This is a genomic window from Nostoc linckia z4 (assembly GCF_002608075.1).
Lineage (GTDB): Bacteria > Cyanobacteriota > Cyanobacteriia > Cyanobacteriales > Nostocaceae > Nostoc > Nostoc linckia.
Map to the genome: position 1 here is coordinate 1 of NZ_LAHA01000025.1, position 16,553 is coordinate 16,553.

Sequence of the window (16,553 nt, forward strand, 5' to 3'; positions counted from 1 at the left end):
CTTTCCCTTTACCCTTCTGCTGTTCCCGACTTCTTGAAGAAGTCGGGGTTCCTTTCCCTTTACCCTTCTGCTGTTCCCGACTTCTTGAAGAAGTCGGGGTTCTTAGCCGTCAGTATCCATTGAAAATCGCTGGATATTAGCCCAAATCAAAAAGCAAGATTTCGCCGCCGATATTGCTGCCAATTTCTAGCTGTTCTTCGCCGTTGATTTGTACGCCATCACCGGCTCTGAGTTCTTCACCATTTAAGGTAACTATACCTTGGGCTACTTGTAACCAGGCATAGCGACCAGGTTTGACGTGATAATTCACAACATCACCTGACTCTAAAACAGAGGCGTATAAATCAACATCTTGGTGAATCGTCACAGCACCATCGCGCCCATCTTTAGCAGCAATTAAGCGTAATTGACCGCGCTTTTCTTCGATGGGAAAAGCTTTTTGTTCGTATCTTGGTGTCAAACCTTCTTCGTCAGGAAGAATCCAGATTTGTAGTAGGTGCAGTGGTTCAGTGGGGGAAGGATTAAACTCGCTGTGGCTGATTCCAGTACCAGCACTCATGATTTGGGCATCGCCAGGACGAATTACTGAGCCTGTACCCAAGCTGTCTTTATGTTCTACAGCACCTTCTAAGACGTAGGTGAGAATTTCCATATCCCGATGACCGTGGGTAGGAAATCCAGCTCCAGGGGCGATGCGGTCGTCGTTGATGACTCGCAGAGAACGAAATCCCATGCGGTTGGGATCGTAAAAACTACCAAAGGAAAATGTGTGATAACTGTCCAGCCAGCCTGTTTGAGCGTGACCGCGGGCATTGCGATCGTGAATTAGATGAGCAATTGTATTTTTAGACATAGATTTACTCCGTTGTTAATTGTTTTTAGCTAAGAATTTAGAATGGGCTACGTCCTGCTGCCCTAATAGAATTGAGAATTCTGAATTGATGAGGGTTGCATAACAAAAATTATGAATAATTTTTATTTACTCAACCTAATTTTCAACTATTTAAATAGTAAAGTATATACATATAAATGAAAAGTACGCACTTAAAAGTGCCATAGTTACCAAAAAGATACTATGAAATTTTAGAGTTATTTTTAATTCAATACAGTTGTTTTATTACTAGAAAAAATGAAAATATTTGTAACTTAGTTTATCGTAGAACTGAAAATTATAAAGGCGAACAGCCGTTCGCCCGTATTGTTATGATTTTCAATTATTTTTTATATAAATAACATGAATAGAATTTATGCAAGTACTATTTTGTCAGGTGTTTAAATTTGTATCAGGGACTTCTAAGTAAAAAATATTCCACGGAATGCTGTTAACCATCAACGACCCCAAGCGCAATAATTTATTTTTTGGAGTTACCTAAATAATATGGTGCGTTACAACTTCTGTGTAACGCACCGTATTAGTTGAGATTTACTGTTCCCTAATTGAAAAAGTGCTTACTTGACACCAGCTGCTGTTTTTTGAGTTTTAGTAGCACCTGCGCTGCCATTTTCTGCCTTAATTTCTGCTACTTGTAGATGAGCTTCTAAGAACCACAGACGTTTGTCAATGGTGCGGGAAATTTCAGTGTAAAGATCGGCGGTATCAGCATCACCTAACTCATCGGTTTTAGCGATCGCTTCTCTGATATGTTTCGCGTAAGGTGCAAAACGATCTGCTAAAGCTGTTACATGGTCTTTACCATCCAAAATATCAAAGGGATATTCTGGCAAAATGGAATTATTCGCAGCAGCACGCGCTGTTCCTACGGCATATCCACCCAAAGCGGTGACGCGTTCTGCAACCATATCAACATATTCTTCCAATTCCCCAGCTATTTCATCAAATAATTCGTGTAACTGGTAGAAATCAGTGCCTTTAACATTCCAATGCGCTTGCTTTGCTTGGGTTTTTAAATCCAAAGTAGCTGCTAGAGTTTTGTTGAGAATAACTACAATTTGTACTCGTGCTTCCGCAGGAATATCAATGCGGGTAGGGTACAGACGTGATGATAGGGTGTTGTCGCTCATGATTTTAACTTAACTGCCTTTTACATTTAACTTTACAGATTTTACTTGGGAAAGGGAAACTCTCTGACGATAGATTGAATTCAAGCTTGAATGTGTTAATGTTTGTAAATGATACAATTTTGCATCGAATAAATTAAGATTTTGGGATTAAAGTCATTAATCGTTACTCATCAGTGAATAATAAATCACTAACGGACTTCCAAGTAATAAGAATATTCCATTCCTGTTGTTGACTGTTGACGGTTAACGGTTGACGGTTAACAGTCAACAATCAATGACATAAAGCAGAATAATTTACTTTTTGGAGTTGCCCAACGAAATAATGGCTAGTGTCATTAGATCCGATGGTTATCTATGGCATTAAATGTACCACCAAAAAGGCGATCGCGAATTACATCACTGTACAAAAATTCATGGGGAAAACCCAAATCAATTTGACTCACTTCGTTTAAACGCTGCAAATGTTCTGGGGACAGAGTCACATCCAAAGAACCTAAATTATCTTGAAACTGAGTTAATTTACGTACACCAACGACAGGAATTATTACTCCAGTTTGAGCGCGTAACCAAGCTAATGCTACCTGTGATGGTGTGTGTCCAATTTCCGCTGCAACTTGAGTAACAACTTCTGCGATCGCTAAACTTTTTTCGGGAATAGTTCCCAAGGCCGAATTTCCTAACCTTCCTGATTCGCCACTTTTTTGAGATGATTTATTATACTTACCTGTGAGGACGCCACCGCCCAATGGTGACCAAGGTGTTACTGCTAAATCGAAAGCTTTAGCCATCGGTAGTAAATCGCGTTCTGGTGTGCGCTGGATTAAACTATACTCAATTTGTAGGGCAACAAATGGCGTCCATCCTTGATATTGAGCGATGGTATTTGCTTGGGAAACAATCCAAGCGGGTGCATCAGAAATGCCAATATAAAGTACTTTACCTTGGCGGACTACATCATCAAGCGATCGCAATACTTCTTCAATGGGTGTGGTAAAGTCCCAAGCGTGTAACCAAAATAAGTCAATATAGTCAGTATTCAACCGCTTCAGGCTACCTTCTAAAGATTGGATTAAATTCTTGCGATGATTCCCGCTACCATTGGGGTCGCCCTTTTTTTCGTTCATCCGCAAAGGAAAGGAATATTTCGTCGCAACTACAAAGCGTTCCCGGTCTTTGGCGATGAATTCACCAACAATTTTTTCACTGCTACCATCAGTGTAACCATTGGCAGTATCAATAAAATTGCCTCCTGCTTCCACAAAAGCATCAAAGACTCTAGCGCTTTCGTCTTTGGAAGCACCCCAACCCCAATCTTCACCAAAGGTCATAGTTCCCAAGCAGAGTTCCGAGACTCTTAACCCGCTTTTGCCCAAGAGTTTGTATCTCATGAATATTTTCTCAATCAGTTGTTTGTTGACTGTTAACTGTTGACTGTTGACTGCAAAGACTTTGAACAGGAAAGAATCCCCAATGTCTGATTCCCGACCTCAAAAAATAATATCGTTGCGTAAGTCCTGTTCCTTATTTCTTTGCGAGGGCAGTCGCTCATGGGGAGCCACTGCGTTGGAGTGGTTAAGAGGCTTGTACCCCTCCTCTTAAGCAAGCTACGCACAGCGGCGACCACAGGAGAAGCAAGTGGCGTGGAAACCCCCAAGACCGCGCTGCCTCTCCTTTGCGGTAGCCTGCGGTAAGCCGCTACTTTGTGAAAATATATCTAATGCTCAATAACACACTATCCCAACTAAGTGTAGCATTGTAACATCATTACAGCAGGTTACGTTTTCCTATTATGAAGATACTGGTGCTAAACGCTGGTTCGAGTAGCCAAAAGAGTTGTCTGTATGAAATTGCAGATGAGGCTCTCCCCACCCAAGCACCCAAACCTGTTTGGGAAGGGAAAGTCAACTGGACTCAAGACCACGGTGTGGCAGAAATTGAGGTGAAAACTGCTATAGGTGCAACAGTGGAAAATTCTATTTCTGGTGAATCTCCAGAAGCGCACCTCGCTTACATGCTCAACACACTCACCGATGGTGCTACCAAAGTAATTAATCAATTATCAGAAATCGATTTGGTGGGACATCGCGTAGTACATGGCGGACAAAATTACCGAGAAAGTGTGGTAATTACTGAGGATGTCAAAAAGGCGATCGCCAATCTGTCTAACCTAGCTCCAGAACACAATCCCGCTGCTTTAGCCGGGATAAAAGCCATTGAAAATATCTTAGGAAAAGTCATACAAATAGCAGTATTTGATACTGCTTTTCATCGCACTATCCCTGATGCCGCAGCAATTTATCCCGGCCCCTATGAATGGGTAGAGCAAGGTATCCGCCGCTATGGATTTCATGGTATCAGTCATCAATACTGTTCTGGTCGTGCTGCCCAGATTCTCGGCAAAGATTTAGCATCTCTACGATTAATTACTTGTCATCTCGGTAATGGTTGCTCTTTAGCCGCCATTAAAAACAGTCGCAGTATTGATACTACTATGGGATTCACCCCTTTGGAAGGGTTGATGATGGGTAGCCGTTCTGGTTCAATCGATCCAGGGATTTTGATTCACCTGTTACGCTACTGTAATTACTCTGTAGAAAAATTAAATGATGTTTTAAATAAAGCTTCTGGCTTAAGAGGAATTTCGGGCGTATCTAGTGATATGCGCCAAGTGAGAAAAGCGATCGCCCAAAACAATACCCGCGCTCAACTAGCATGGGATATGTATGTGCATCGCTTGTGTTCTAACATTGGTGCAATGCTCGCCAGTTTGGGGGGATTAGATGCTTTGGTGTTCACCGCAGGTGTGGGTGAAAACTCTCCAGGAATTCGTCAAGCCGCCTGTGACGCTTTTGGATTTTTAGGATTAAAAATAGACCAGGAAAAAAATCAACAGCAGCCAGTTGACGAAGATATTGCCACACCCGATTCAGCAGTGAGAGTATTAGTAATACATACTCAAGAAGATTGGGCGATCGCTCAACAATGTTGGCAGTTACAGCAAAATTCAAATCTACTAGACTTCTAAGAGAAGTGGGGAAAAGGGTAAGGGGTAAAGGGGTAAAGGCAAATAAAAACCCTTTCCCCTTTACCCCTTACCCTTTCCCCAATAAAGATGTATCCCTTTCACCACAAGAGTGCAAAAAGCAATTGATTGCAAGAGGTCTAGGGTAAATTGCTAACTTTTGCCTGTTCAAAATAGCCATACACAACTTGAGACACTTGACGAATAAAATCTCTTGCTCTCAAATCGTTATTTGGTCTTTTCACAAAAATTCCTGCCAAGTAACGCTTACCTGAAGGCGTTTGAATAATACCCGCATCACCTAATACAAAACGCAAAGTTCCTGTTTTATGAGCGATTTTTGCACCAGAACCTAAACCAGATGGTAGCAATTTTCTATTGTGACAGCCATACATGATACCTAGCACTTGAGACTTACTTTTATCAGAAAGTAGCTGATTACTTACCATCAAAGCAGAAAGTTTTACTAAGTCTTTGGCGCTAGTTTTATTAGTTCCATTAAAGTCCCCCAACATCCGATGCAAAGCAGTACTTTGCAGCCCCCAACTCCGAAACCTTTGATTCAATTTAGGAATTCCGCCTAAGCGAGCAATAATCATATTTGTGGCAGTATTATCACTGATGGTCATCATCATAGTTGCAGTTTTTAAAACACTAAATTTGCTTCCCACCCGCTTATACTGCATACTACCAGAACCGCCAACAACATATTTACGCTGCATGACGAGAGTTTCGTTGAGATTAATTCTTCCTGCGTCTACTTCTTGAAATAAAGCAATCAAAATCGGGTACTTGATTGTACTAGCTGCCGCAAAAGCTTTGTTACCGTTAACACTAATATAGTCTCCTGTTTCTAAGTCCATAAAAAAGATTCCAGGAGTCAGGAATTTATAGCGAGAAACTAATTTATTAATTGGAGTTTTTAGTTCTGATATCTCATGTCCTAAAGGAACTATACCAGTAAATTGAGGCTTATTTGTTGGAGTAATAACATCGCTGGGAACTGGAGGAACAAATTTCAGTGGTGGTAATGTTAAATTAGATTGATTTTTACTCCAGTCATAGACAGAATAACTTCGATCGCTGCTAGGATTTGCTTTTACTGGCGATGAAAGCATAAAAAGACTGATGAGGCTAAGAGAAAACCAGCGTAGTTTCATGTATTATTACTAGTTTTAATATTTACTTACAAGAATTATCCAGTAAGAAAAATAAAATCAGGACATGCAAGATGATAGTCAATAAAACATCCAATGTCAACATTTATAAATAAAGACTCGAAAATAATTTCATCGATATAAATGACAGCTTGGTTGATTTAATTTAGAGTAATTTAAATAACATTTTTTGCCAAAATAGCTTTAAAATTTAATACCCGTAGTAGAAATATTGACAAATTATTTGTGTATCAACTCAAAAATAAGGGCATGGGGGAGACAGTGCGGTCTTGGGGTCTCCCCAAGTAGAGCAACTGCCGTCATGGGGCATCGGGGATTTTCTCTTGGTCAATGTCCTATTCGCAACCTCAACAAATAATCTCGCTGCGTAAGTCCTGATATTCCATAGAAGACTGTTAACTGTTGACAGTCAGCAGTCAACAGTCAACTACCTAAAGAAGTACTACTCAAATAAACATTATGTTTGAATAAACAACGTTATGGCTTGTGATAGTCGATACCAAAACAGCATAATTACTGGCTGTTATAATAGAAGAAGCTGAGATTATGTCAAATCAAAATTGCAAGCAGTTATTTACGGATAAGAGTGCAATTCATAATTTTTCCTTCAGTAAGACCACCATTCTACACACTTTTGAAAACTGTATGAATCATTCATTAATAGTTAAACCAGGGCTACTACTTTTTATCCTGACAATAGGATTTGTGAGTTATTCTCCTGTACAAGCAGGAATCACAGAAACGACATCTGAAAATCAAAAGCAGCTTAAACAACAATCTTCTCAACAACTGTGGCAACAATTTCGACAGCAACAAGACCGAGTCAGATTACAACAACAACAGCGAATTGAACAATTTCGCCTCCAAAACCAATTCAGACAACAACGGTTGGGAGAATCTACCACAATGGATAGACTAAGACAACAACAAAGAATGGAAATGGATAGATTTAAACTTCAACAACAATTTAAACAACAGCAGTAAAAGTGATGTTGTCTAAATTGTTGATTAAGGAACTTCCAAGTAAAAAATATTTGATAGAAGACTGTTAACGGTTGATGGTTGACATTTAACCGTTAACAGTCAACATTTAAAACAATTCAAAATTTATAGGACTTACGCAACTGGCATATTATTTTAAGTTTGTAGTAAGGACTTTAGTCCTCTAATAAGGACTGAAGTCCTTACTACAAGCAAAAAAAATTGATTTTTTGTGACACTTGCGTAAGTCCTGATTTAAAATTATCAATTTCCACGAATAATTAGGATCGGCACAGAGTACTCAGCCAATACCGTTCGGATAAGCAGTATGAACTTCCCTTGTGGTGTAGGAAAAGGTTAAGGAGTAAGGGGTAAAGGATGTATTTGAAACCTTTCCCCTTTCCCCTTTCCCCTTTCCCCCTTCCCCAAACCGTATTCAGTAGTCAGCGATCCTTTGAATTGGGGGCTACTTCGATACAGGACTTACCTAGCTGGCAGAGTGCGATCGCTATCTTATAGTACATATATACTGCATGAAATTGGCGTACACAGAACCCATCGCTGAAATTAGTAGCAGTAATTCCCTGTGTCAAGTATTCTTCAAATCATGAGAGAATGAGTTAAAGATTAATAAAATAAATCTTGTAGTTGATGAGATTGATTAAACTTAACCATTGCCAGTACTTGTTAAGTTATTATTGCCCTCTCGACAAGTTACAAATATTAACTTCTAAATTATGAACTTATTTGGTGTCAAACCTTTGCAGTTATCACGCCGCAATTTTTTACAAATATCTGGAGTTTCCGGAGTCAGTTTTCTCCTTGGTGGCTGTGGAACACCAATATTTGAAGATGTTGTGGGTAAACTTTCTGAACCAGTCAATCAAAAGGTAGAAAAGTTAATCTTTCAACCACAAAAGCTTGTACGAGAATTTTCCATTCATGAAATTGAACCAGAAGCATTAATAGTTAATAGCTTTAGATATAATCCCATTATTGATTTAGAAAAGTATCGTTTAATTGTAGATGGTGAGGTGAATAATCCTCTCAGCCTGAGTATGGCAGAAATTCAAGCTTTGCCGCTGACATCTATGATTATTCGCCATGTTTGTGTGGAAGGTTGGGCTGCGATCGTTCAATGGGGTGGTGTACGTTTGCAAGAAATTATTGCTCTTGCTCAACCCAAGCCCAATATCCAATACGCTTACTTTAAATCAGCTGATGGCTATTACGAAAGTTGGGATATTGCTTCAGTGTTGCATCCCCAAACTTTATTAGCTTACCAAAAAAACGGTGAGACTTTGCCAGTAGAAAATGGTGCGCCTCTGCGTTTAGCTTCACCAATTAAATTAGGCTACAAACAAAGTAAATGGGTGATTCAAATTACACTGACTAATTATTTATCCCCTTTTAAAGGCTATTGGGAGGATCAAGGTTACGAATGGTTTGCAGGAATTTAAACACTTGTAAATTTCAGTAGCAACTGGCACATTTGCTGATTGGTCGATACATAAAAAATGTGATTTTGAAAATTTGAATATTAGTATTTTGAAATTTTAAAATATGAACTTTTTTGATAAATTGAATCGAAATATTTTGCAAAATCAAAGTCTCCTATTTGTAGGACTCGATCCTAATCCAGAGATGATGCCTACTCGTTATGAATCTGAAGATATCATTGCTGGTTTGGGTGAGTGGTTAGAATTTATTATTTCTCAAACCTCCGATTTTGTTTGTGCTTATAAACCGACACTTGGCTTTTATGAAGCGCTGGGTATTCCCGGTTTACAACTACTGCAAAAAACTTTAACAGCTATTCCATCTCACATCCCAGTTATTTTAGATGCTAAACACAGTGACTTAAATACCAGTAACATTTTTGCTCGTACTGTGTTTACAGAATGGCAAGTAGATGCAATCACTCTCAGTCCCTATACAGGACAAGATCATGTAGTACCTTTTTTGGTCTATCCTGATAAAGCTGTGTTTATTTTATGTTGCACTTCTAATCCAGGAGCAGAAGCTTTACAGCAGTATCCCACAAAGGAATCGCCTCTTTATTTACAGATAGTTAAAGAATCAAAAAATTGGGGAACTCCAGAACAATTGGGATTGGAAGTAGGAACTACAAATTCTGAAGTTTTGGCAACTATTCGAGGAATTGCTCCTGAAAGAATAATTATGGCCCGTAGTATTTGGGCGGAGGGAGCAAACCTGAGGCAAATTTTAGAAGCTGGCTTAAATACTAACGGTGATGGTTTGCTGATTCCTGTTCCTCAAGATATGCTGGGAAGCCCACAATTATCTCAGGAAATCCAATCTTTACATACAGAAATTAATCAAATCAAAACTGAAATTATTCACGAAAATTCTACTTGTTCTGTGTGGTTTTCTGATGTTTGTTTGCTAAATCAACATCCCCAACAAAATTTGATTTTACAACTTTATGATATTGGCTGTATTATGTTTGGTAATTTTGTCCAAGCATCAGGAGCCGTATTTCCTTATTACATCGATTTACGCAAAATTATTTCCAACCCCCAGGTTTTCAATCAAGTTCTCACTGCTTATGAGGAGATTTTGAAGAACCTCAATTTTGATAGATTAGCAGGTATTCCCTATGGTTCTTTGCCAACCGCAACTGGTTTGGCTTTACGCCTTAATTGTCCGATGATTTTTCCTCGCAAAGAAGTAAAAGCTCACGGAACTAGAAGAGTAATTGAGGGTAATTTTCATCCTGGTGAAATCGTTGTGGTAGTTGATGATATTCTCATCAGTGGCAAAAGTGTGATGGAAGGAGCAGAAAAACTAGAATCAGCAGGATTAAATGTGAATGACATTGTAGTATTTATCGACCACGAACAAGGCGTAAAAGATAGATTACAGCAAAATGGTTATCGCGGCCATGCAGTTTTAACTATTTCGGAGATTACCAATACTTTATATCAAGCAGGAAGGATAAATGATGAGCAATTTTTAGCTTTTAATGAAAGTTAAAATTGGAGTAACAACTAGAATGAGGGGGATGGGGAAAGATTTTGTTGTTTTACCAAATTGATTAAATATGAATTTTTCGCTCAGTCAACTACTTAGATGGTTAATTTTAACGCTGCTATTTCCTATAGTTTTTCTCAATTTTTGGTTAGCATCTCGGCTTTTTCAAAGTTTGCAACCTGTAGTAACAATTCTTTTATTGGCTACTTTGCTGGCATTTATTTTAAACTTCCCTGTTTCAATTTTGCAAAGGCAAGGTGTTAAGCGTAATTATGCGGTAGCTTTAGTTTTTATCATCGCAACAGTAGTTTTTATAGCTTTAGGTATTATTTTATTACCTATTGTTTTAGAACAATTTAATGAGATGGTTAAAGTTTTGCCTCAATGGATTGATTCTAGCGAAGAAAAATTAGAGATTTTAAGTCACTGGTTTTCTAGTCATAAATTAAATGTAAATTTCAGACAAGTATTCACAAAAGTTACCGACCAATTACCCAATGAATTAGAGTTTATTTCAGATAAACTTTTAAGTATTATTATTGATACAATTGATAATATATCTGAAGCACTAATTATTGTAGTGCTGGCTTTTTATCTATTGTTAGACGGGCCGAGGATTTGGGAGGGATTATTTAATAGATTACCTGGAAGTTTTGCTCCCAAAGTCAGCCAGTCGATTCAGCTAAATTTCCAAAATTACTTGATTGGTCAAGGAACTTTGGCTTTACTGATGGGATTTTCAGAAACATTGGTATTTTTAGTTTTTCAAGTCCAATTTGCTTTGCTATTTGGTTTGGGGGTTGGACTTTTGAGCTTAATTCCCTTTGGTGATGTGGTTAGTCTTGTTGTCATAACTTTAATCATCGCTTCACATAACTTTTGGTTAGCAGTGAAAGTTTTCGTGCTAGCTGTGGTAATTGACCAGTTCATCGATCAAGCGATCGCTCCTCGTCTTTTAGGTAAATTTACTGGCATCAGACCAATATGGGTATTAATTGCTTTGCTTGTGGGTACTAATATTGGTGGAGTTGTAGGGTTGTTAATCGCTGTACCTGTAGCTGGTTTTATTAAAGATGCAGCAGAAGGTTTTTCAAAAGCTGGTGATTTTGAAAATGCTGTGGAAGCTAAACCGCCATCAGAATTGTTAGCAGAAGAATCAATATCGCAATAAATGGCGCACAGAAGAAAGCGCAAAAAGTCTAATTAAAATGTCTTAGTTTTCTCTGTCCCTATTTTTATATTTGCTTATTTTTCCGTCTTCAATTGTTCGCGTTGCTTACCATATTCTCGTAACTGTCTCAAAAGATTTTCTTGGGACGAGTTAGGGATAGATGGACTAGGAATTACTTGAGAATTGTTGCTATTCTCAAAAGTGGGAGGTTGATTCACTGCATAAACCTGTGGATTTTTCTGAGGTTCAATATTTGGTAAAGGCGACTTGAAAAGCGGTTTTTCATCGGATATTTGCTCTGGAATTACTACTGGGGTACGAATTACATTATTTGGTTTGTTGACAACAGTTTTGACGGAATCTAGAGTAGTAGCAACCTGCACTTGTTGTTGCATGTTTTGTGTAGAAGAGACTAAACTACTTAGACCATTTACGAGTTGGCGGAGATTTTGGCGGAAAGTAGGATCGCCGGTCAATTCATCTAAATCAGAGGTAATTTTTTGGGTGTTTTCAAAAGTTACCCTTGCTGAATCTAAAGTTTGTTGCAATACGACAATATTCTTCGGATCGTTTAAGGTTTTAGTAGCATCACGTAAATTAGCTGAAGCTTGTGCTGCGTTGTTGGAAAGGGCTTCTAAATTGTTGAGTAATTCTCCTTGAGTGAAGCGATTGACAGCTGGCGATAAACTACTAACCGTCACCCGTAATTGATTGCTAGTTTCAGTAATATTGTTCAGTGCAGTAACTAGTGAAGAACGATTTGTGGTCAACAAACTATCTAGATTCTTCAGCAATCGATTCGCTTGAATTGCAGTTGTCCCAAATTCATTTACTGTTTCAGTGGTAGATACATTCAGTTGATTAGTGGCGCGTTGCACTGAATTAGCCGTGGCTGAAAATGTATTTAATTGTTGTCGCAAACTTTTAGTTAAACCCCTTAAATCTTGACTTAAATCTGTAAAACTAGTTGCTGCAACTGTAGTAGCTTCTAAAACCCCATTGACATTTTTATAAAATTTGGGATTGTTGTATACATTGGTGAGTTCAGTTGAACTACGAATGAGTTCATCAACACTAATACCAACTTGACCTTTTAAGCGAGAGCCATTACAAACTATCAGACTCGAATCACAATTTTTATCTAAAGGTTTAGCGATGGTAACTCCAGTGGGAAGCGTTGTTTTGGGTGTAATATCAATAATACTTTCGCTAATTAATCCGCTTTGATTAGCTTCTATCACTACATTCCGGGGAATAATTAAGTCTCTTTGAACAATTTGAATCTCTACATCAATGACATTTGCTCCTGGTTTAATCCGGGAAATATTTCCTACCTTAACGCCACGATAGCGGACTGTCGTTCCCTTTTGCATTCCCCCAGCGTTAGCAAATTCGATAATAGCTTTGTATGTACCGCTAGTGGCATTTAATCTATTTATCCATAGTAAGAGTATTCCAAATACTCCTAGCCCCAATAACAGTAACAATCCCACAGAACCTTCCCTAAATGTTCGCCCAGACGCGAAGCGGCTTGTCATCAAACCTCGCATTTTTCCCTCCGTCAAATAATTAGTTAGTTATAAATTAAGAGTTAGGAGTTAGGAGTTAAGGGTTAGGAGTTAGGGGTTAGGAGTTAGGAGTTAGGGGTTAGGGGTTAGGAGTTAGGGGGTAGGAGTTAGGAGTTATGGTTTAGGAGTTAGGAGTTTGGAGTTTGGAGTTAGGGGTTTGGAGTTTGGAGTTGAATTTAACTTTTAATTTTTAACTCTTAACTTTTCACTCCTAACTATTCCTAACTCTTCACTCCTAACTATTCCTAACTCTTCACTCCTAACTCTTCACTCTTAACTTTTCATTACTAACTCTTGATTCTTAACTCTTGATTCTTAACTCTTGATTCCTAACTCTTCATTCTTAACTCTTCACTCCTAATTTTTTAACCTACGACCTGAATCGGCCCTTTGACACTTCCACTAATAAATTGCTCGATCAAAGGATTTTCTGTACTGTATACTTCACTAACTGTACCCTGCCACTGTACTTTACCTTCATACAGAAATATAAGTCTATCAGTTGTACGGCGTATAGTGCTATCTTGGTGAGTAACAACAACATAAGTGCTACAAACTCCATGCGTACATTGCAAACGGCGGATTAAATCTTCTATTACTGTGGAAGCAATGGGATCGAGTCCGGCTGTTGGTTCGTCATAGAGTAAAACTTCTGCACCTTCTGTAGGATTATCAGGGTTAGCCATAATTGCACGGGCAAAACTGACTCGTTTTCGCATTCCTCCGGAAAGTTCTGATGGATAAAGGTCACTGATTCCTGACAAGCCTACCATTTCTAATTTTTCTTTGACCAAATCTCGAATGCGCGATCGCGGTAACTTGGAATTTTGATAAAGTAAAAATCCCACGTTCTCCTCCACTGTCAGCGAATCAAATAACGCCGCCTGTTGAAACACCATACCAATTCCAACAGACTCGGTACCATCTTCAATCAAACCCTTTCGTCGCACTCCTTGAACATAAATTTCTCCTGTATCGGGAGCCAGTAAACCTGCGATTACCCGTAAAATTGTCGATTTACCAGTCCCCGATGGGCCAATAATTCCTAGTGCTTCTCCTCGGTAAATTGTTAAATCTACATTATCTAGAACTTTATGGTTACCAAAGGACTTAGAAACACTTTTGAGTTCAATTAATGGTTCAGTCATTGGTCATTAGTTATTAGTCATTGGTTATTAGTTATTAGCCATTAAGGAAGCAGATTGCATTGTAAGTCAATGTATATATAATCTCAAATTTCCGATGAAAAATGCTCTGACAAATTACAAAGGACAAATATGCTCGATAGTGATGTCATAGTTACTGACAGGGGATTGTGTACTATATCATCGGTATATGATTAGTATTTTAATTAGCAAACTTTATTTTTTTAGCACAATATTCAGTTAAAAGCTTTAACATCGCAAAATACCTCAATATACCTCTTGCAAAAGCTACTTTTGCAAGAGGGGGAAAGGGAAAAGGTTAAAGGGAAAAGGGTTTTTATTTGCCCTTTACCCCTTACCCTTTTCCCCACTTCTCTTAGAAGTCTCATGTCAGCTTGACTGAAATCCCCTAGTAGTTGACTCGGCGATGGTAAACATCGACTCAGACGCTAGTTTTCTATGGACATCAGTAAATTAATTAGGACTTACGCAACGCCGATATTGTCATTGCGACCGAAACGGAGTGTAGGGAAGCAATCCCAGCGTCAGGGGGGATTACTTCTCTCTCGCTCGTAATGACGGAATTACGTTATTTTTGCGTAAGTCCTGTTAATGATTTAACTGAAACATCAAGCACAGACTAAATGCCCCATTAATGCTAAAAGCGCCCTTGTATCATCGAAATCTTGAGTTGCCGTCTGGCAAAAATATTCACTAACATTGGAAAAAATACTGATAAAAATTAACTTAGAGATAATGACTATCCCCTCAGAACAGTTTGCAAGTGATAATTCCTCTGGTATATGTCCAGAAGCGCTGGAATATATGCTTAGGGCAAATCAGGGTAGCGTTCCAGCCTATGGTAATGATGAATGGACTCAAAAAGCCACAGATTATTTTCGAGAACTTTTTGAAATTGACTGTGAAGTATTTTTTGCCTTTAACGGTACAGCAGCAAATTCTTTATCTTTAGCGGCACTTTGTCAGTCATATCATAGTGTTATTTGTCATGAAACAGCGCACATTGAAACTGATGAATGCGGCGCGCCGGAATTTGCTTCTAACGGTTCTAAACTGCTACTTGCTCAAGGAAAAAATGGTAAGTTAACATCACAAGCTATAGAAGCAATTGTCACTCGACGTAATGATATTCATTATCCCAAGCCTAAAGTTATTAGTCTCACACAATCAACTGAATTAGGAACTTTATATTCTATTGAAGAACTTCTGCAAATTCAAGAAGTTGCTAAAAAGTATAATTTAAAAATCCACATGGATGGCGCTCGTTTTGCCAATGCAGTGGCCGCAATGAATAAAAGCCCTGCTGAAATTAGTTGGAAATCTGGCGTGGATGTATTGTGTTTCTGTGGTACTAAGAATGGAATGGCATTAGGTGAAGCGATTATTTTCTTCAATAAAGCATTAGCAGAAGATTTTGATTATCGGTGCAAGCAAGCAGGTCAATTAGCTTCAAAAATGCGGTTTATCTCGGCTCCTTGGTTGGGTTTATTGGAAACTGGTGCTTGGCTCAAAAATGCTAGACATGCCAATCAATGTGCCGAATATTTAGAAAATCAGCTATTAAATATAGAAGGCGTTGATTTGATGTTTCCCAGAGAAGCTAATGCAGTATTTGTCAAATTACCCGAACAAGTTATTCACAGTTTAAAAGCCAAAAATTGGCAATTTTATACATTTATTGGTGTGGGAGGAGCGCGTTTTGTATGTTCTTGGAATACCACTCAATCCAGAATTGATGAGTTGATTGATGATATTAAGAATGCAATGGTTTAGGAAAACACTAAACGATACAATAAAATGTGATGATAATTTTTGAAAACAGCAATGGTTCAAGCAACGGAATATCTTTACATTGTTAGAGATAATCAGATTTTGGGTGGTGAACCTATTATCAAAGGAACTCGTACACCTGTAAGAGCAATTGTTGAAACTTGGCGTATGGGTGTCGCCCCGGAAGAAATTCCCATAGGAATGCCCCATCTGACCTTGGCACAAGTATTTAGTGCATTGAGTTATTATAGCGATCGCCAAGAGGAAATTAATGATTACATCAAACGTAACAGAATTCCTGATGAGTTAATTGACCCATTGGTTAGAGATTTGTGAATACCCTTTTTATTCGCTTGTACTTAGATGAAGATGTCAATGTTTTGGTGGCAAACTTGATCCGAGCAAGAGGTTTTGATATTATCGCAGCACGGGATGTAGCACAACTTCATGCTAGCGATGCAGAACAACTTGCTTATGCTGTAAGCCAAACAAGAACGTTAGTTACTCACAACCGAACTGATTTTGAAGAACTTGTACAGACTTACTTTGCATCAGAGCAGACGCACTATGGTGTAATTTTTGCTGTTCGCCGTTCACCTCAAGAAATTGCACAAAGGTTGTTAGTTATTCTAAATCAAGTAACAGCAGAGGAAATGCAAAATCAGGTAAGGTATATATAGT

At 38.5% G+C, this 16,553-nt stretch carries 14 protein-coding genes; 8 read left to right on the forward strand and 6 right to left on the reverse strand.

Features of this window, described 5'->3' with window-relative positions; all coding sequences use genetic code 11:
- Positions 1 to 136: 136 nt before the first annotated feature.
- The 3 genes from VF06_RS19885 to VF06_RS19895 all read right to left on the reverse strand — a co-directional run bounded on the left by VF06_RS19885 (position 137) and on the right by VF06_RS19895 (position 3,410).
- Complete coding sequence (locus tag VF06_RS19885) at positions 137 to 853, reverse strand: pirin family protein (protein ID WP_099065971.1); 717 nt, start codon at positions 851 to 853, stop codon at positions 137 to 139.
- Between the two features lie 596 nt (positions 854 to 1,449).
- A complete protein-coding gene (gene dps, locus VF06_RS19890) occupies positions 1,450 to 2,022 on the reverse strand; it encodes a DNA starvation/stationary phase protection protein Dps (protein WP_099065972.1) in 573 nt (190 codons plus the stop codon).
- Positions 2,023 to 2,357: 335 nt separating this feature from the next.
- Entirely contained in the window at positions 2,358 to 3,410 is a 1,053-nt protein-coding gene (locus VF06_RS19895; RefSeq protein WP_099065973.1) for an aldo/keto reductase, read from the reverse strand.
- Between the two features lie 401 nt (positions 3,411 to 3,811).
- On the opposite strand from VF06_RS19895, the gene VF06_RS19900 reads away from it, so the two are divergent.
- The gene (locus VF06_RS19900; protein WP_099065974.1) at positions 3,812 to 5,047 is read left to right on the forward strand and encodes an acetate kinase; all 1,236 of its coding nucleotides are present in this window, start codon (positions 3,812 to 3,814) and stop codon (positions 5,045 to 5,047) included.
- A 137-nt stretch (positions 5,048 to 5,184) separates the two neighbouring features.
- Here VF06_RS19900 and VF06_RS19905 read toward each other — a convergent pair whose 3' ends face one another.
- Positions 5,185 to 6,204 carry a serine hydrolase gene (locus VF06_RS19905; protein ID WP_099065975.1) on the reverse strand — a complete coding sequence of 340 codons (1,020 nt, stop codon included), beginning with the start codon at positions 6,202 to 6,204 and terminating at the stop codon, positions 5,185 to 5,187.
- A gap of 663 nt (positions 6,205 to 6,867) precedes the next feature.
- On the opposite strand from VF06_RS19905, the gene VF06_RS19910 reads away from it, so the two are divergent.
- The 4 genes from VF06_RS19910 (at position 6,868) to VF06_RS19925 (ending at position 11,368) form a co-directional block, all read left to right on the forward strand.
- Positions 6,868 to 7,206, forward strand: a complete 339-nt coding sequence (locus VF06_RS19910; protein WP_099065976.1) for a hypothetical protein — start codon at positions 6,868 to 6,870, stop codon at positions 7,204 to 7,206.
- 734 nt (positions 7,207 to 7,940) lie between these two features.
- Complete coding sequence (locus VF06_RS19915) at positions 7,941 to 8,663, forward strand: molybdopterin-dependent oxidoreductase (protein WP_099065977.1); 723 nt, start codon at positions 7,941 to 7,943, stop codon at positions 8,661 to 8,663.
- 103 nt (positions 8,664 to 8,766) lie between these two features.
- Positions 8,767 to 10,200 carry a bifunctional orotidine-5'-phosphate decarboxylase/orotate phosphoribosyltransferase gene (locus VF06_RS19920; protein ID WP_099065978.1) on the forward strand — a complete coding sequence of 478 codons (1,434 nt, stop codon included), beginning with the start codon at positions 8,767 to 8,769 and terminating at the stop codon, positions 10,198 to 10,200.
- Between the two features lie 67 nt (positions 10,201 to 10,267).
- Positions 10,268 to 11,368: an AI-2E family transporter gene (locus tag VF06_RS19925; RefSeq protein ID WP_099065979.1), complete on the forward strand. Its 1,101-nt coding sequence runs from the start codon at positions 10,268 to 10,270 to the stop codon at positions 11,366 to 11,368.
- Between the two features lie 74 nt (positions 11,369 to 11,442).
- Here the strand turns inward: VF06_RS19925 and VF06_RS19930 are convergent, their stop codons facing one another.
- Both VF06_RS19930 and VF06_RS19935 read right to left on the reverse strand, forming a co-directional pair.
- Positions 11,443 to 12,918, reverse strand: a complete 1,476-nt coding sequence (locus tag VF06_RS19930) for an MlaD family protein (RefSeq protein WP_099065980.1) — start codon at positions 12,916 to 12,918, stop codon at positions 11,443 to 11,445.
- A 383-nt stretch (positions 12,919 to 13,301) separates the two neighbouring features.
- On the reverse strand, positions 13,302 to 14,084 hold the full coding sequence (locus tag VF06_RS19935; RefSeq protein ID WP_099065981.1) for an ABC transporter ATP-binding protein: 783 nt from the start codon (positions 14,082 to 14,084) through the stop codon (positions 13,302 to 13,304).
- A 753-nt stretch (positions 14,085 to 14,837) separates the two neighbouring features.
- On the opposite strand from VF06_RS19935, the gene VF06_RS19940 reads away from it, so the two are divergent.
- The 3 genes from VF06_RS19940 to VF06_RS19950 are packed head-to-tail and all read left to right on the forward strand — an operon-like array spanning position 14,838 to position 16,552.
- Positions 14,838 to 15,875: a threonine aldolase family protein gene (locus VF06_RS19940; RefSeq protein ID WP_099065982.1), complete on the forward strand. Its 1,038-nt coding sequence runs from the start codon at positions 14,838 to 14,840 to the stop codon at positions 15,873 to 15,875.
- A gap of 51 nt (positions 15,876 to 15,926) precedes the next feature.
- On the forward strand, positions 15,927 to 16,208 hold the full coding sequence (locus tag VF06_RS19945) for a DUF433 domain-containing protein (protein ID WP_099065983.1): 282 nt from the start codon (positions 15,927 to 15,929) through the stop codon (positions 16,206 to 16,208).
- A complete protein-coding gene (locus tag VF06_RS19950; RefSeq protein WP_099065984.1) occupies positions 16,205 to 16,552 on the forward strand; it encodes a DUF5615 family PIN-like protein in 348 nt (115 codons plus the stop codon). The genes VF06_RS19945 and VF06_RS19950 overlap by 4 nt, the downstream gene beginning before the upstream one ends.
- The last annotated feature ends 1 nt before the right edge of the window (position 16,553 follow it).

Bases quoted from the DNA above. Each gene is read 5' to 3' on its own strand.
- VF06_RS19945 (WP_099065983.1), top strand. From the start codon at position 15,927: ATGGTTCAAGCAACGGAATATCTTTACATTGTTAGAGATAATCAGATT.
- VF06_RS19935 (WP_099065981.1), bottom strand. From the start codon at position 14,084: ATGACTGAACCATTAATTGAACTCAAAAGTGTTTCTAAGTCCTTTGGT.
- VF06_RS19895 (WP_099065973.1), bottom strand. From the start codon at position 3,410: ATGAGATACAAACTCTTGGGCAAAAGCGGGTTAAGAGTCTCGGAACTC.
- VF06_RS19915 (WP_099065977.1), top strand. From the start codon at position 7,941: ATGAACTTATTTGGTGTCAAACCTTTGCAGTTATCACGCCGCAATTTT.
- VF06_RS19900 (WP_099065974.1), top strand. From the start codon at position 3,812: ATGAAGATACTGGTGCTAAACGCTGGTTCGAGTAGCCAAAAGAGTTGT.
- VF06_RS19940 (WP_099065982.1), top strand. From the start codon at position 14,838: ATGACTATCCCCTCAGAACAGTTTGCAAGTGATAATTCCTCTGGTATA.
- VF06_RS19920 (WP_099065978.1), top strand. From the start codon at position 8,767: ATGAACTTTTTTGATAAATTGAATCGAAATATTTTGCAAAATCAAAGT.
- dps (WP_099065972.1), bottom strand. From the start codon at position 2,022: ATGAGCGACAACACCCTATCATCACGTCTGTACCCTACCCGCATTGAT.
- VF06_RS19885 (WP_099065971.1), bottom strand. From the start codon at position 853: ATGTCTAAAAATACAATTGCTCATCTAATTCACGATCGCAATGCCCGC.
- VF06_RS19930 (WP_099065980.1), bottom strand. From the start codon at position 12,918: ATGCGAGGTTTGATGACAAGCCGCTTCGCGTCTGGGCGAACATTTAGG.
- VF06_RS19925 (WP_099065979.1), top strand. From the start codon at position 10,268: ATGAATTTTTCGCTCAGTCAACTACTTAGATGGTTAATTTTAACGCTG.
- VF06_RS19910 (WP_099065976.1), top strand. From the start codon at position 6,868: ATGAATCATTCATTAATAGTTAAACCAGGGCTACTACTTTTTATCCTG.
- VF06_RS19905 (WP_099065975.1), bottom strand. From the start codon at position 6,204: ATGAAACTACGCTGGTTTTCTCTTAGCCTCATCAGTCTTTTTATGCTT.